Raw genomic sequence first — 15,366 nt, forward strand, 5'->3', positions numbered from 1 at the left:
CGGTGGAACGAGCGACAAAAAATATCCAGTTCAAAGAAATTGGTGAAAAGAAAACATTCACATTTACGGTAACAGGTCATGAATCCCTTACTGACGCTCAAGAGTCTGTTCGGATTTATGCTGGAGATGATTCTACCATCGTTCAACCCATTGACTACGATCATATCGAACAATCGTATTGGTTAAAGGAGGGGCAGTTGGACGTGGAAGCTTTCTCTTTAGAAGTCGATGAAACGTTGCGCATTGGTTACATTGAAAGTGGGTTTGATACCGTTTCGGAACGTTTGAAGGAAGCGGGATTAAACGTTGAGTCAATCGATGAGGCCATGTTGACGTCTGGAGATTGAGTGAATACGACACGATTGTCGTTGGAATTCGTGCATATTTAAGTCGTAATGACTTGTTAGCAAACAATGACCGTTTACTGCAATATGTAGAAAACGGTGGACATGTGGTCATGCAGTACCATAATCCCAATGATAATTGGGACCCACAGCTTGCGCCTTATCCGGTGCAACCAGGCAGTCCTTCCATTGAGTGGCGTGTCACAGATCAAACGGCTCATATTGATGTATTAGAGCCGAATCACCCTGTTTTTTCTGAGCCAAATCAGATTGGCTCATCAGATTTTGATGGTTGGGTACAAGAGCGTGGGCTCTATTATCCATCTTCATGGGATGAGCGTTTTACACCGCTCATGTCTATGGCAGACCCTGAGGAAGAAGCGTTAGACGGAGGTCTTCTCGTTGCAGAGTTTGGGGATGGAACTTACGCCTACACGAGTCTTTCGTGGTACCGACAACTGCAAGCGCAAGTGCCAGGAGGTTATCGCTTATTCGTAAACCTGTTAAGTTATCCTCATGCTGAATAATGTTCTTATTAAATTGTGCCCTTACGTAAGGGCACAATTCTTAAGGTTGAGGGTGCATAATAAGGAATGGGGGCTGTATCGTGAGGATGTACCCTGAACGAGTGCGAGCAAAAATGTATCGGATCATCGATGATGATGAAGTGCTCCTAATTCGTAAACAAACCCGTATACAGTTTGGGGAAAGTAAAGCGACAATTGGTATCATTTTAATGACAAATCCCGGTTCTTTTAAATGTGAAAATACGGAAGAATGGCAGTTATTTCAGGCGGGCGAAGGGCTGCATGACCATTACGACGGTGAGAATTTCCCCGATATGACGATGCAATGTGTAATCGAAGTGATACGAAAAGTACAAGCGCGCAGGGCATACACCGAATGGTCAAGTTCACATCTATAATCTTTCAAATGCTGTGCAGAATAAAGGCGAGAAAGCGGAATACCAACACGAACGTCTTAAAACGTTGATTGTTGAACAAGGGCAGGACCTAGCACTCCTTGAAGATCCGGTTACTCATGATTTTGCAACGTTTCATCAGCATGCTCAATCGCTAGACTTTATTATGATGGGGTTTGTAAACAATGTATTCGTTGAACGCATTGCACAAGTAAAGAAATGGGCGGAACAAGTCGAACAGCTCGTGGTTTCAGAGGACAATCGAATGAATTTCTCGCACCCAAGACGATGGCGCACCGATCTTCTATTAAAAGAAAAAGCCATCCATCGAATGAGCGAGGTTCTATATAAGTTGAACTAAATCATTTCTTCAAGAACCAGTGGTAAGCTTGGTAAAGTGGAAAATGTGCTCGAATTGCGACCGAACGGTTCTCAAGTTGGGGGAAATCGCAGGAAAAGCGGTATATTCTTGTAAAATAGGTAACAGATTACCGGGTCACGTGTACATCCCCGCCCCGAAGTACCAACATGTTGTCAGCGCGAACCGAGTCCGACTTTGCTTCGGGCCTGCTCGGGCCGACAGGTTGCTCGCTTCTTAGCATTGAATCTGCGCTCCAGTCGGAACAAACTGCGCAGGAGACCGAAAACGTTAAAGTAGGCAAACTTGCTCGCAGAACGTGTAAACTAGCGCGCAAAATGGCATCCTGCACCGCGCTACCCCTTCAACCCAACAGCGTGAATTTAGGAAAATGTTAAGTTCATTCTATATAGAAAGAACAATTGAATAGATAAGCCATCCGTTACAGTATCGATAGATACTGTCTTTTTTTTTGATTTTCCCACAAAATGACAATAGACTGTATATAAAGTAAGTTTTCTTACAGATTGCGTGCTATAATTGTAATAATATGGAATATTTGAGTGATATTCCAAAACTTTCATAAAACGTATATAATAATTGAACTAGTACAATTGTCGATGACTAACGATGAGAGAAGGGATGAACTGATGATCCGAGGTCGTGTTCTCATAATTGAAGATGATGTCGATGTTGCGTATCTTATTTCTGAATATTTAAAACGAGCAGGTTATACAGTGCAAGTGGCTCATGATGCTTTTCATGGATTTGACAAGGTAGAGCTTTTTGATCCGGACCTACTCGTATTAGATATTATGCTTCCTGATATGGATGGGTTTAGTATTTGCAAGCAAATACGCGCGACTTCATCGGTCCCTATTATCTTTCTCACCGCTCGACGTGAAAGGGATGAAGTGATTACAGGACTCGAATTGGGTGGAGATGATTATGTGACGAAGCCGTTTGAGCCGGATATTCTCGTTGCTAGAGTGAATGCAGGCATAAGAAGGCAACAGCTGTTGAGCTCGACGACTCCTATTGAACATGCATTCATTGAATCACTTACTAATCGAGAAATTGAAACGTTAATGTTGTTAAACCGGGGGTATACAAATAAAGAGATTGCTGAACGATTGTACATTTCGGAAGGGACGGTAAAAGGGTATAACAACGTCATTTATAAGAAACTGGATGTGCGCAGTCGGACCCAAGCCATTACGAAAGCACGAGAGATCGGCATTGTGTCATGAGGATTGATGTCAGGCAAGGGGAATAAGCATATGAAATGGAGAAATAATTGTCTTATATGTTTGTTCTTTATCTTATTTTCGTACACGTTAAATGCTGATGAGGCGCACAGCGATGATGCTACTTATAATGGTCTGACCTGCTTGTCTTAAGTGGGGATTGGGAGCTTCACCTTGGTGAACTCCACCCTAATGATATGAGCGATGACACGTTCATTAAAAATGTTTCTGTACCACATCGTTTAAGCATTTCTGACCCGTCTCTCATTGGAGCACCATTGTCGTACCGAAAAGTGTTAGACATCCAAGAATCAGAACGACTGTTTGCGATCGTGCTTCCTGACCGTATCGGTCACTATCAAATTTGGGTCAATGAAGCGCTCGTCGCACCGTACCCAGTACACAGACGAGAAACGCAAAGGATGATTCCGTTTGAAGCCCAAGGCCCATCCGTAGAAGTTGTCATTAACATTTCTGGCTATTTGGACGACAGTGGTGGACTCATTCATACGATACGCTTTGGCAATCATGAAGAGATTACGACCTATTATCTTCAGCAATTGATACTCTCCTATGTTCCGTTAAGTGCATTGCTCATCATCGGGGTTTCGTACCTCATTTTTTTTGCTTTTCTTCCGAAGTTGAAACAAGTGATGTATTATGCAATTTTTTGCGTAATTGTGGGATTTTTAGCGATTTTTCAAATGGATTGGTTTCATATGTTTGCATGGCACATTGAATATCGATTTGTGTACGGTTTATGTATTCTCGCCCATGCATGGTTATTGCAATACATCATTTCAGATTTTGCCAAATATACGTACGTTTTAATAAACCGGTTAGCGATTGTCACGCTCTTCTTGTTTGCTTTCTTCATTATCGTGAGTCCGTATCAAACATTTCAATACTTTCACTATCTATTGCTCGTTACATCATTATTCCTTATTGTTTATTCTTTCGTCGTGTTGCTACGTGCTCTTAGAGGAAAACATCCGAATGCGGTGTACAATTCCATTGGTTTTGCAATTCTTTACGCAGCGATGATCTATGAAATGGTTACCTATGAAGACCGTTTTTTTATAGGAAGCATTGTTTCTATAGGTGTTTTGTTTCATATTAGTATGCAAATTATTAATTTCGTACACGCAACGTATCGTTCGTACACGAAAATTGAAGAGCTTACAGATGAGCTTTCTGCTCTAAATGTCTCCATGGAGAAGAAAGTGCAGGAACGTACGCAAGAACTTGATTATAAGCAGAATGAATTACTACGCGTGAATGAAGAGCTGTCTCAACTCGAGAAGATGCGAAAACGACTAGTAGAAAATGTGACCCATGAACTTGGGGGGCCTCTTACCTCTATACGGGGATATGTGAAAGGAATTAAAGATGGCATTTTTTCACGAGAAAGCGATCGTTACATTTCAATTGTTTATGATAAGACCTTGCTTTTGGAAAGACTCTTAGATGATTTGCATGATGTTAGCGGGCTAGAAAGTGGCATGCTTTCTATGCAGTATGAAAAGGTGGAAATGGTTTCGCTCATGAAGCGACTCGTAAATAGTTATGAGGATGAAATGCTCGAAAAGCAGATCCATTTACAATTCTCACATCACGTTGAACAGGCGTATTGCATCGTTGATGCTAGCCGGATTGAACAGGTGTTCACGAACCTGATTACAAATGCGATGAAATTCTCATCAGCAGGATCTGCAATTATTGTAGAGGTAAGTGTAGACTCGTTACATGGAACACTCATCGTGTCGATTCGTGATGAAGGCAGGGCATCCCGACTCGTGAGCTACCGTTTGTGTTTGAACGCTTTTATCAAGCCAATAATGGAACGTTAGAATCAGAGGGTTTCGGCATTGGACTGAGCATATGCAAACAGATCATTGATCAACATAACGGGCAATTGCTCGTTGAAAGTCAAGTCGGACAAGGCAGTGTTTTTACTTTCCGATTACCGTATGAGTACTAAAAAAATGAGCTGAAATTCTCGACAAACGTATAAAAATAATAGAATGAATTTTTCTAAAAAACTACTAACTTTCGTTAGTAGTTTTTGTTATGGGAACACCGTACAGTGAAGGATAAGCAAGAGGAAACTAGCGAAGATGAATGAGGAGGTGTTCATATAATCAATAAGAATACAATAAAGTCCCGTGCATATAATGGGCAATATCTCATGAAGAAAATGAATGGCAGGTGGTAGAGTTGCGCCCTTTGATTAGTGTCATAATGCCAGCATATAATGCAGAATCTTACATTCAAGAGGCAGTTCAATCCGTGCTCGCCCAAACCTATCAACATCTAGAGATCATTATTGTTAATGATGCCTCGATCGATCACACAGGTTTAATCGTAGAAAATATGGCTGCCCAAGATGATCGAATCCGCATATGTCATAACGAGCAAAACAGAGGTGTATCTTTCTCAAGAAATTTGGCGATTAGCTGTGCGACCGGAGAATGGATCGCCTTTTTGGATAGTGATGACGCATGGCATCACGAAAAATTAGCGTTGCAGATGAGACTTGCTGAACAAAAAGAGGCAGAGTTCATTTTTACAGGTGCAACATACATGGATGAGCAAAGCAACATGTATTCGACTGTTTTTCAGGTGCCTAAAGAAGTGCGATATCAGCATTTACTTAAGCAAAACGTCATCTCTTGTTCCTCAGTCGTAATCAAGCGTAAATACTTCAAAAAACTTCAATTGGAACGTGATGACCTGTCAGAGGACTATCTTGCTTGGTTAACGATATTACGCACAGGAATTGTCGCGTACAGTGTAAACGAACCACTTCTGATTTACAGGGTATCAAGACATTCAAAATCAGGAAAGAAAGTTCGATCGATACAAATGACGTATCGTGTGTATCGTCATATCGGAATTTGGCAACCGGCTGCTCTGTTTTATACAATGAGCCATCTAATGAAGTCGTTAAAGAAGTACCGAAAGTTAAACATTCACTATTTCTAAAAGGAGAGCAAGCGATGGTCGCCATCAAAAACACTCGACGAAACAAGCTGGTCATAGAGCGCTTCATAAAACGAATGATGGATGTGGCATTAAGTTCCATTATTCTACTTGCCATCTCCCCATTGCTCGTCATGATCGCCTTACTCATATTGCTTCTTGACGGCAAACCGATTTTTTTCAGACAAAAGCGTGTCGGTCAGTTTGAACAAGAATATACAATGTGGAAGTTTCGCTCAATGACAAACCGTCATCATCTTAACAAACCGAGGTATACATGGAATGATCATGTACCGGAAGACTTTGTTTTTAAAAGCGCTTCTGGAGATAGAGTCACGCCGATTGGGCGAATTCTTCGCAAGTATAGTTTGGATGAACTCCCGCAATTTGTTCATGTTTTGTTCGGGCAAATGAGTATCGTCGGTCCAAGACCTGAAGTTCCCGAGATCACGAAATTTTACAACGAAAGTCAACGGAGAAGGTTGCGAGTTAAACCAGGAATTACTGGTTTCGCACAAGTGAATGGGCGAAGTTCAATCTCCCACGGGGAAAAAATTCAATTCGATAATCAGTACGTGGACAAGCAAACGTTCGGGATGGATGTCCGAATCATTCTTAAAACCGTCCTCGTTGTGGTGTCAGGAAAAGGTTCATATTAATGAATCATTGGCCATGGAGAATAAAGACGATTCAGGATGTGACGAAATGGAATATGTAGGAGAACGTATTAAGCGTGTACGAGAACAAAAGGGAATGTCGATTACGATGTTGTCCGAACGGTCAGGCATTGCAAAGTCCTATATCAGCTCAATTGAACGAAATATTCAGACGAATCCGTCCGTAGATTGTTTGGTGAAATTGTCGAAAGCACTCGATATTCGCCCGGAACACTTTATCCAAGAGCAAGAGTAATTTTCATCGTTGTCTGTTCTTAATAACGAACGAAATTTGAACCTACTAATGGAGGCAAACTATGAAAGTACTCATAACTGGTGGTGCTGGTTTTATCGGTTCTCATATCGTTGAGCAACTGGTCGAGAATCATCATGAAGTCGTCATTGTCGACTATGCAATTTTAACAGAACCAAAGAATAAACAAGTTCGTGTCTATCGTAAAAATGTTTGTTCAAATCTTCACATGATATTTAAGGAAGAACAACCTGATGTTGTTATCCATCACGCTGCACAAGTATCGGTGTCAAAATCAATGCAGCAGCCCTTAGTGGATGGAAAACAAAACATATTAGCAACGATTAACTTGTTAAAAATGTGTGTCACTTACGGCGTGAAGAAAGTGATATTTGCTTCTTCTGCGGCTGTTTACGGTAGTGGAAATAGCGTCTTAGTTCAAGAGACAGACCCAACAAATCCACAATCGTTTTATGGGTTGTCTAAACTGCAAGCAGAAGCGTATATTCGTTTTTTCTCTGAACAATATGGGTTAAACTATACGATTTTCAGATACGCAAACGTTTATGGCCCTGGTCAATCGATACACGGAGAAGCAGGTGTGGTGGCACAGTTTATTCATAAGCTGAAAACCGGGGAAGCTTTGCACATTTATGGAGATGGATCACAAACACGCGACTTTGTTTTTGTCAAAGATGTGGCGCGTGCCAATGTGGAAGCACTAACAAATGGAAACAACGAAACGATGAACATTGGAAGTGGAAGAGAACTGTCCATTCTTTCTCTCATGGAAACGATTCGTCATTTTGGCTGTTCGAGTATGATCCCCGTATTCAAAGAAGCACGTCAGGGAGATATATTTCGCAGCTCATTAAATTCAGATCGAGCGTACGAGCGTTTAGGGTGGCAACCGATGTACGCGATTGAAGAAGGTTTAAAAGAGACGATTATGCATAGTGAAGTTATGCATCGCTCCATCAATTTTGTATAGAAAGGAGCGGATTGAGTGATGCAACGGATGGATATATATGAAATTCTTCTGATGCTCAGAAAACGGTGGAAATTCCTGTTTTCTTCAATTCTGTTGTTTTTCTCCGCTGCAACCGTTGTTGTGATCTATGTTATTGATCCAACATACGAGGCAAGTGAAGCGATCCTTGTAGGCGATTTGGAGAGAGGGACGGAATACGCGCAAACCGAGCAAAATAATATGCTTTTAGCTTCGACAATGGACTTCTTAAGAAGCCCGATGGTGAAAACAGAAGTATCTGAAACATTAGCGATTCCATATCAACAGCTCGATGAGCAGATTGCGATTCAACATAATGAACGCTCTCAACTCATTAATATCGTTGTTCATTATCATCATCAAGAAGAAGCAAAGAACATAGCACGTTCGATGGCAGATTCAACGGTTTCATTTATGGAGCAATCACTTGGGGTGAATGAACTACAAGTTATGAACAATGCATCTGAGGTAGTAGATGCTCGAAGGGTAGATAATCCAATAATGAACATCGCAATCGCTTCATTGTTAGTCTATTCTTCGGCGTTAGCACTACGTTTCTACGCCATCAATACGTTGGCGTTATACAACATCCTGAAGAGCTAGAGCGTGAACTTGAATTACTTGTGTTAGGGGAAGTGAGCGTCAAAAAGGGGAAATCAAAACAAAAATTCCGGCATTACGCAGCAAAAAGTGAGGTGAATGTGCGTGGCAAAACGACGTCAGAAACGGTGGATTAGAGATTGGCAAATGAACGCTATCTACCAAAACATCCAAGCCTTAACGATCAATAACCCAAAAATCATCTATTTTACGAGTCCTACATCGAGTAAAAAGCAGGCGCTTGTAGGGATGACACTCGCAAAAACACTTGCTAAAAACCAAGCAAAGGTCCTTTATTACAACGTTTACGCAAAGACGAGTTTTGTGGATAGCTGTTTGCCGAAAAGCTCGAACGTGATGTCGGAAAAATCATATCAAATTCATCGGACGTTACACAGAAGTGTGGACCGGTTACAAATAAAAACGAATGCACACGGGTTCATTCATTTGAATCGTTAGTAAAAGAATGGAAAGAATTCTATGCATACATCTTTATTGATGCGTATGGCCCCTTTCAAAACGAATGGCACAAACGATGCTTGACCAGAGCGATGAAGTTATTCTTTATGCCAAACATATGAAAACGAGAAAACGAAAGTTAAGTGAAGCGAAGCAACACATTGAACGAAGAAATAAAAAAATTCTCGGTGTGATTTACGAGCAATGAGCATCTCAACAAATCGTATCCTCATCAATATTTGGCATTTGCTTTATGGAACGACGACGGCTGCATTATTAAATGCGCTAGCCCTCGTCGTGCTGGCATCGTATCTTCAAGCGCACGATTACGGTGTATTCAGTGTCGTACTTGCCGTTGCCATGATTGCAGGTTTTTTCACTGACGTTGGTTTGAGCGATATTGTATTAAGAGAGGGTGCAAACAAGCAAAATGAACATTCAAAACTGTTTGTATCGTTCGTGAAGCTTCGTTTGCTATTCCTACTCATTTCCGTTGTCACGGGTTTTCTGTTTATTCATTTTATGTACTACAGCGAGCAAGAGATTGTCCTAACTTCTTATTATTTGTTGTTGCCAATGGTTATTGGTGTGACAGCACAAAGCATTGCATCAACGTACTTCCAACTATACGAAAAAATGCAATATATAAGCTACATTAAAATGATTTCGGCATCACTGCTCGTCTTTTTTATGATCGTTGGGGTAGGTTTATCTCTGCCGCCATTAGTGATGGCACTTCTTTATGGGTGTGCATATGTAATCGCGGGGATGTTCGGCATGATCCTTTTCCTTAAGCAGGCGCGGTTGAAATGGCGGTATGTTCCATTCCATAAGGGATTGCTTCATCAATTATGGATGTTTGCCGCTGGAGGATTGTTGTTTGTCATTCTTCCTCATCTCGGTCCGTTAGTGTTGGAACGTTCGATTACGTTGGTAGAAGTCGGTCTTTTCGCCATTGCTTACCGAATTCCTCAAGCGTTGCAACAAGTGCCATTTGTAGTCGCGGGCGCTTATTACCCAGCGCTATTCAAAGCATTTGCTACTAATAACGATAAGCGACATTTGCAGTTAAATGTGGTTGAGACGAAGCTAATGGGAGTGATCGGCATGCTGATGGCTGTTCCATTCGTATATTTTTCAGAACCGATCCTCGTAAACGTATTCGGAAATGAGTGGGGAGCTGCTGCACCAGCACTTCTCGTGCTTTCCTTCATGCTCGTATTTCAAGCATTGAATATCGCTATAGCAGATGGTCTAACGTCATCTGGACGCCAAACGGCACGAACGTGCACGCAATTAATTGCTGTTAGCGTCGGGGGATTCCTTTATTACTTCTTGAGTCAACGATACGGGGTTATTGGTGCTGGGGTAGCTGGCGTTTCAATTGAGATCATCTGTCTCATCGGCTTTTTATGGATGTATCGGGCGAATGGTCTGCACATTGCGAAGAAAGTTGTACTTCCTTTTGTCGTCATATTTGTAGCCACAGTCGTTGTCGTCCACCAACTTTCGTTTCCTGGAGTACTAGGGGCAGCAATTACCGTGACAATCATCGGCATGCTCGTATTTTGGGATCGAGATTTGCGGGAGCTAATGTTTACGATCGTCGGTACGAATGGATTGCGTAGGAAAGAAATGAGGGGTGCGAGTGACGTTAAGCATAAGGGATAACAAGTATGTAGACCCGAGTGTCCAACACTTCCGGCGTTTATGATCATTTTACTCGTTTCTTTTGCAGGTTTAGGTATTGATATAGGTTTCTCACTAAAACCATACATGATTTTTTTGTTTATGTTCACCGTTTTCTATCTATTTAGAATGGTATTTGTGAAACTACAACCATTTGAAGTGGCCATGCTCGGTTTTTATTTTATTTATTGTTTTTCTGGAATCTTTGCTTTATATGCCTCTTCTAGTATACGAATTATCATTGGCATTGGCTTGTACTTGGTCTGTTATTTCCTCATGAGAGCGATCCTGACGAGTACTACGATACCAAAACTTGAGTGGTCACTCTTTGTCGTCGGAGTTTTGTTTAATGGCATCAGTCTCGGATTGTACATCGTTGGCTTACTCGTTATCGGAACGGACGTGCCGACGGACCGACTCGTTTCTTATGGGGTGATGATGGATCGTGGATATCCGCGATTAATTGGGGTCGTCGATGATCCGAATTTTTATGTGTTTTATAACACACTGTTTTTTGCGCTGTATATGACGATGTGGCAAACGAGAAAAGGAAAGATAGCGTTGCTAGTATGCGTATTCACGTCTGTTCTCACATTTTCAAGAGGAGGATTACTTGCGCTGCTCATACTATTGCTCGTGTTTGTCGTCACCCACAAGAGTCTAAAGAAAATAAAAATGGTGTTGTCACTTCTTTTAGGAGCGATCGCCTTGCATTGGATTTCAATCTCTTATCTTAGCATCAATTTGTATGAAATCCTCTTTGCCAGGATGGTAGATTTCACTAGTGATGGGGGCAGTAATCGCTTCATGTTGTGGGAGAGGGCAGTAGAGTTTATTACGATGAATCATTGGTTAGGTTTAGGTCCGTATAACTTTTCATCTTACAATGATTTTCATTACGGGGATAGACTTTCTGTTCATAATACGTTTTTAGATATTGCAGCGGACGCAGGCTTAATCGGGTTATTCGTATACGTATCGTTTCTTCTCATTGTTATCTATCAACTTTATCAATCACGCCTTTATCAAACAAAACCGTACCTTGCCTTTGCGCTATTCGGCTTTATCTTACAAACCATTTCACTATCCATCATCATCAACGACATGTTCTTCTTGTATCTTGCGATTGTAGCGATTTACTTGGAACGTTTCAGAAAACCAACGTCTATAGAAAGAGGTGCATCCATTGAGACGGGTCTTGTTTTTAACCGATGAACTTCGGATTGGTGGAGCAGAAACATACGGTGTGGTGCTTGCCAATCGACTAACAGACAAAACCGTTCAAGTGTATTTCGCAGCTCGTCCTGGGCCTATGATTGAAAAACTTCGTCATGAAGTGTCGTTCACCCCTTTATCCCGTTTGCCAATGATCAACCTCTTCCGATTATACAAACTGTGCAAACAAAATATAAACCTCGTACATGCCAATAGTTTGCGAATGCTCTTATACTGCTTTCTATTAAGGTGCCCTGTTGTTTATACGAAACATAATGAAACGATGATTGAAAAGAAGATGCCAAGGCTTTACGCATGGCTGTTAAATCGTTCTACGAGACGGGTGCTCGTTTTATGTGCATTAGAACAAAAGAAGTTGATGAGGATGGGTGTTAGACCTCGAAAGATTGCAATCGTTCATAACGGGGTTAATCTAGATAAATTTTCAATAAAGGAGCGAAAAATGATGAATACTCCTTTTCGAATTGGTATTCTAGCTCGGTTGTCTAAAGAAAAAAACCATGCGTTCTTTCTCGAGTTAGTGAAAGCGATGCGTAACGAGAAGAATATTCATTTTTATATTGCAGGTGACGGGCCGTTGAAAGAAGAGATTAATCGCAAGATTCAGGAACATGGTCTTGATCCACTCATCACATGTCTCGGAAATGTTGAGCAACCGGCAAAGTTCCTTTCAACTATGGATGTGCTCGTCGTTCCCTCTCACCGTGAAGTATTTCCAATGGCGATTCTTGAAGCGATGGCGACAGGAACCAATGTCGTTGCGATAAATCGTGGAGGGATTGAAGAAATGATTATTGATGGGAAGACCGGTCATTTAATGGGATCACACGATGTGAACATGTTTAAAAGTCGCATTCTTTCTCTTAGAAATAACGATATGATGCGGTTGTTACAAGCTGAGCACGCAAGAAAATTCATCGAAAACAATTTCACTGTAGAAAAGATGGTTGAACATACACACGAGCAATATGATCGAGCAATCGAGAATGCAAAGCATACGGTCGACACTTATGAAGGGCTTGGCAAAAATTATGAGTCGAGGCGATAGACCCGTCGTTCGTTTTGCCGTCGTCACAGCACAACCTCACCTTACAGAGTGGGAAAAACAGTGCATTCAACAATTGGAGCATGTCGGAGCTGAAGCGACAATGCACATTTGGACTAACGATTTGTTGAATCGACCGATTCACGCGTATCGATTTGATTTTATTTTGCTACTAACGAACGAATGTGAGGGTAATTGGGGAGGAACACCATTAGGGGTATGGTCGTTCGTATGGGGAGCGAACCCCTCGTCAATCGATACGCTAGGGTGGTGGGAGGTGTATCGAAAAGAGCCAATTGTTCACGTGTCGTTATGGCAAGATCATCAACTCGTACAAGAAGGACAATTTCGTACGATCCAACATTCTATTGCACAAAACCGTAGGCGAATTCTTCAAACGGTTGCAGCTTGGCCAGCACTGTATTTGCAAAAACGGTTAGCAGAACACGGTCTAGAACATAGAAAGTCGCTGGAAGTTTTCGAAAATCGAGCCTTTGAAACCCCAACATTTTTTAAGAAACGGCTCATGGACGTAAAGGTAGGTGCTCGAAAAGTAAAAGTGTTTTTTGATCGGATGTTCCGCGATGAATATTGGAATGTAGGCATTATTGAGCGTCCAATCGCTCACATAATTCAAGAGGAAGACTTTGATATTACGTGGTTCGCTCGTAAAAAGAATAGTTATTATGCCGATCCATTTGGCTGGATTGATGGAGAGCATGTGAACATTTTGGTAGAAGAAATGAAGATTGCTGAGCCGAATGGGTTTATCTCTACGTGCGCATATTCTATGAAGGAAAAGAGGTTTATTCAATCCCCTGAAAGGAAACTCGTTCGCCCGCATCATTTATCGTACCCTTATCTCTTCCAGTATGATGGGGTGCATTATTGTATCCCTGAGTCAGCAGAAAATAAAGAGGTGAATTTATATCGGTACGAGCCGCAAAACAGGCAATGGCAGCAAGAGAGAACCTTACTACGAGAAATCCAAGCTCTTGATGCAACGGTCATTCAATGTGACGACCGTTGGTGGCTGTTTTGCACCGTCGCTCGTCAAGGGACGGAAGAACACAATGATTCTTTACATCTGTTTTATGCAGATGATTTGCATGGAGAATGGAAAGCGCACCCGCTGAATCCTGTTAAAGTGGACGTTTGCTCGAGTCGAGGAGCAGGCACTCCGTTTCATAGTGATGGCAAATGGTATCGACCTGCCCAAGATTGTTCCAACACGTATGGAGGCCGAATAGTGCTAAATGAAATCATCGAGCTCACTCCTTCACTTTATGAAGAAGTAGTCGTGAGAGCCATCGAACCAGATAAGGAAAGTGCGTATCCAGATGGCTATCACACCCTTTCCAAGGTCGGAGAATATACACTCATTGATGGAAAACGACAATTTTACCATTGGGCAACGCTTTTCATAAATGGAAGAAATGGCGGCTCAAGCGATTGCGTGATTAACGACCATTTGATAAAGAAAGGAACAGAAATGATGAGGCTGAAGCACGCACTGGCAGAGCGGATGTCTAGTATGGGCAAAGAAAACAACTTGGATTTGGTTCGGTTTATCATTGCCGCGTTTGTGATGTATTTTCATGCTTTTCATATCGCTGGTGGTGAACATTCTCATGAGTTATTGCGCGTGATCCTATTTTTCTTTATTAGTGGTTTTTTCGTCTACGCGAGTTTTGAACGGTGGGGGAGTGTAAAAGGTTTTGTTCGGGCCAGGTGTGTACGATTATTTCCAGGAATGGTCGTGCTCATGTTCGTCACTCTGTTTTTCATCGGACCGATTGTGACAGATAAATCGATCATGAGCTACATGACGGACACAAAAACTTGGGAGTATCTGTTAGGAGTTACCATCGTTTTTTTGCAACAAGAATTGCCAGGGGTGTTTACGAACAATCCATATCCTAACGTTGTGAATGGATCGTTGTGGACGTTGCAACTAGAGCTCGTCTACTATGCTTCCATTGTCATTTTGTCATTGCTTCAATTGACGAAGCCGCGTGTCCTCATCATGTTGCTTGTCTTCACCTACATTTTGCACTATTTGTCTTTACCTATAGGGGAGACGTACATTTCTTTGTACCGCGTATTTTTACTCGGGATGTTATGTTTTGTTTACAAAGAGAACATCCCGATTCGACATACGTTCGCGTTTGGTTCAGTTCTTGTCTTGCTCGTGTTTTGGAATCATCCATGGTTTCATGAACTGTTCATATTCTTTGGCTCATACTTGACGTTGTACGCGATCTACGTGAGGAAGCTTATCGTCCCATGGTCTCGTTTACTTGGCAACTGTTCATACGGAGTCTTTCTATTTGGCTATCCAGTTCAACAAAGCGTGCAACATTTTCTCCCCGAGATTTCCGCGGGTCAGAACTTTATAATTTCCCTTCCTTTTGCATGTCTGTTTGCTCTATTGTCTTGGCTTTTCGTTGAACGGAAAGTGTTTCAATATTATAAGCGCAATCACTTACGTACGGACAAAACTGCGAACTCTCGTATTGAACAGCCTATGTTAAAGTAAAATGATAGACCTTGAGTACTGGAGTGA

General features: G+C 41.7%; 16 protein-coding genes and 1 pseudogene. All 17 read left to right on the plus strand.

Annotated features, from left to right (window positions below):
- The first annotated feature begins 2 nt into the window (after positions 1-2).
- The 17 genes and pseudogenes from JCM19039_RS22030 to JCM19039_RS11375 all read left to right on the plus strand — a co-directional run bounded on the left by JCM19039_RS22030 (position 3) and on the right by JCM19039_RS11375 (position 15,339).
- Positions 3-347 carry a hypothetical protein gene (locus JCM19039_RS22030; RefSeq protein ID WP_052398720.1) on the plus strand — a complete coding sequence of 115 codons (345 nt, stop codon included), beginning with the start codon at positions 3-5 and terminating at the stop codon, positions 345-347.
- Entirely contained in the window at positions 344-871 is a 528-nt protein-coding gene (locus tag JCM19039_RS22035) for a hypothetical protein (RefSeq protein ID WP_052398721.1), read from the plus strand. The genes JCM19039_RS22030 and JCM19039_RS22035 overlap by 4 nt, the downstream gene beginning before the upstream one ends.
- A gap of 80 nt (positions 872-951) precedes the next feature.
- Complete coding sequence (locus tag JCM19039_RS11310; RefSeq protein WP_042427172.1) at positions 952-1,269, plus strand: hypothetical protein; 318 nt, start codon at positions 952-954, stop codon at positions 1,267-1,269.
- 13 nt (positions 1,270-1,282) lie between these two features.
- The gene (locus tag JCM19039_RS11315) at positions 1,283-1,627 is read left to right on the plus strand and encodes a hypothetical protein (RefSeq protein ID WP_042427175.1); all 345 of its coding nucleotides are present in this window, start codon (positions 1,283-1,285) and stop codon (positions 1,625-1,627) included.
- Positions 1,628-2,274: 647 nt separating this feature from the next.
- Positions 2,275-2,874 (plus strand): response regulator transcription factor, encoded by a 600-nt coding sequence (locus JCM19039_RS22040; protein WP_052398722.1) that lies wholly within the window; start codon positions 2,275-2,277, stop codon positions 2,872-2,874.
- Between the two features lie 1,301 nt (positions 2,875-4,175).
- Positions 4,176-4,852: pseudogene (locus tag JCM19039_RS27955) on the plus strand (sensor histidine kinase).
- Positions 4,853-5,097: 245 nt separating this feature from the next.
- Positions 5,098-5,856 carry a glycosyltransferase family 2 protein gene (locus tag JCM19039_RS11330; RefSeq protein ID WP_202963199.1) on the plus strand — a complete coding sequence of 253 codons (759 nt, stop codon included), beginning with the start codon at positions 5,098-5,100 and terminating at the stop codon, positions 5,854-5,856.
- A 14-nt stretch (positions 5,857-5,870) separates the two neighbouring features.
- Positions 5,871-6,512, plus strand: a complete 642-nt coding sequence (locus JCM19039_RS11335) for a sugar transferase (protein ID WP_042427183.1) — start codon at positions 5,871-5,873, stop codon at positions 6,510-6,512.
- A gap of 46 nt (positions 6,513-6,558) precedes the next feature.
- A complete protein-coding gene (locus JCM19039_RS11340) occupies positions 6,559-6,765 on the plus strand; it encodes a helix-turn-helix domain-containing protein (RefSeq protein ID WP_052398723.1) in 207 nt (68 codons plus the stop codon).
- A gap of 61 nt (positions 6,766-6,826) precedes the next feature.
- Positions 6,827-7,753 (plus strand): NAD-dependent epimerase/dehydratase family protein, encoded by a 927-nt coding sequence (locus tag JCM19039_RS11345; protein ID WP_042427187.1) that lies wholly within the window; start codon positions 6,827-6,829, stop codon positions 7,751-7,753.
- A gap of 18 nt (positions 7,754-7,771) precedes the next feature.
- Positions 7,772-8,374 carry a YveK family protein gene (locus JCM19039_RS11350; protein ID WP_238545019.1) on the plus strand — a complete coding sequence of 201 codons (603 nt, stop codon included), beginning with the start codon at positions 7,772-7,774 and terminating at the stop codon, positions 8,372-8,374.
- A 102-nt stretch (positions 8,375-8,476) separates the two neighbouring features.
- The gene (locus JCM19039_RS11355; protein WP_042427194.1) at positions 8,477-8,830 is read left to right on the plus strand and encodes a hypothetical protein; all 354 of its coding nucleotides are present in this window, start codon (positions 8,477-8,479) and stop codon (positions 8,828-8,830) included.
- Between the two features lie 76 nt (positions 8,831-8,906).
- A complete protein-coding gene (locus JCM19039_RS26515; protein WP_255343654.1) occupies positions 8,907-9,038 on the plus strand; it encodes a hypothetical protein in 132 nt (43 codons plus the stop codon).
- Positions 9,035-10,501 carry an oligosaccharide flippase family protein gene (locus JCM19039_RS11360; RefSeq protein ID WP_052398724.1) on the plus strand — a complete coding sequence of 489 codons (1,467 nt, stop codon included), beginning with the start codon at positions 9,035-9,037 and terminating at the stop codon, positions 10,499-10,501. Before JCM19039_RS26515 ends, JCM19039_RS11360 begins: the two co-directional genes overlap by 4 nt.
- 156 nt (positions 10,502-10,657) lie before the next feature.
- Positions 10,658-11,734 (plus strand): O-antigen ligase, encoded by a 1,077-nt coding sequence (locus tag JCM19039_RS11365; RefSeq protein WP_193744214.1) that lies wholly within the window; start codon positions 10,658-10,660, stop codon positions 11,732-11,734.
- Positions 11,706-12,803, plus strand: coding sequence for a glycosyltransferase family 4 protein (locus JCM19039_RS11370; protein WP_052398725.1), 1,098 nt, complete (start codon positions 11,706-11,708; stop codon positions 12,801-12,803). The genes JCM19039_RS11365 and JCM19039_RS11370 overlap by 29 nt, the downstream gene beginning before the upstream one ends.
- Positions 12,787-15,339, plus strand: coding sequence for an acyltransferase (locus JCM19039_RS11375; RefSeq protein ID WP_042427200.1), 2,553 nt, complete (start codon positions 12,787-12,789; stop codon positions 15,337-15,339). Before JCM19039_RS11370 ends, JCM19039_RS11375 begins: the two co-directional genes overlap by 17 nt.
- Positions 15,340-15,366: the final 27 nt, after the last annotated feature.

This window comes from Geomicrobium sp. JCM 19039 (assembly GCF_000698145.1).
Lineage (GTDB): Bacteria > Bacillota > Bacilli > Bacillales > Marinococcaceae > Geomicrobium_A.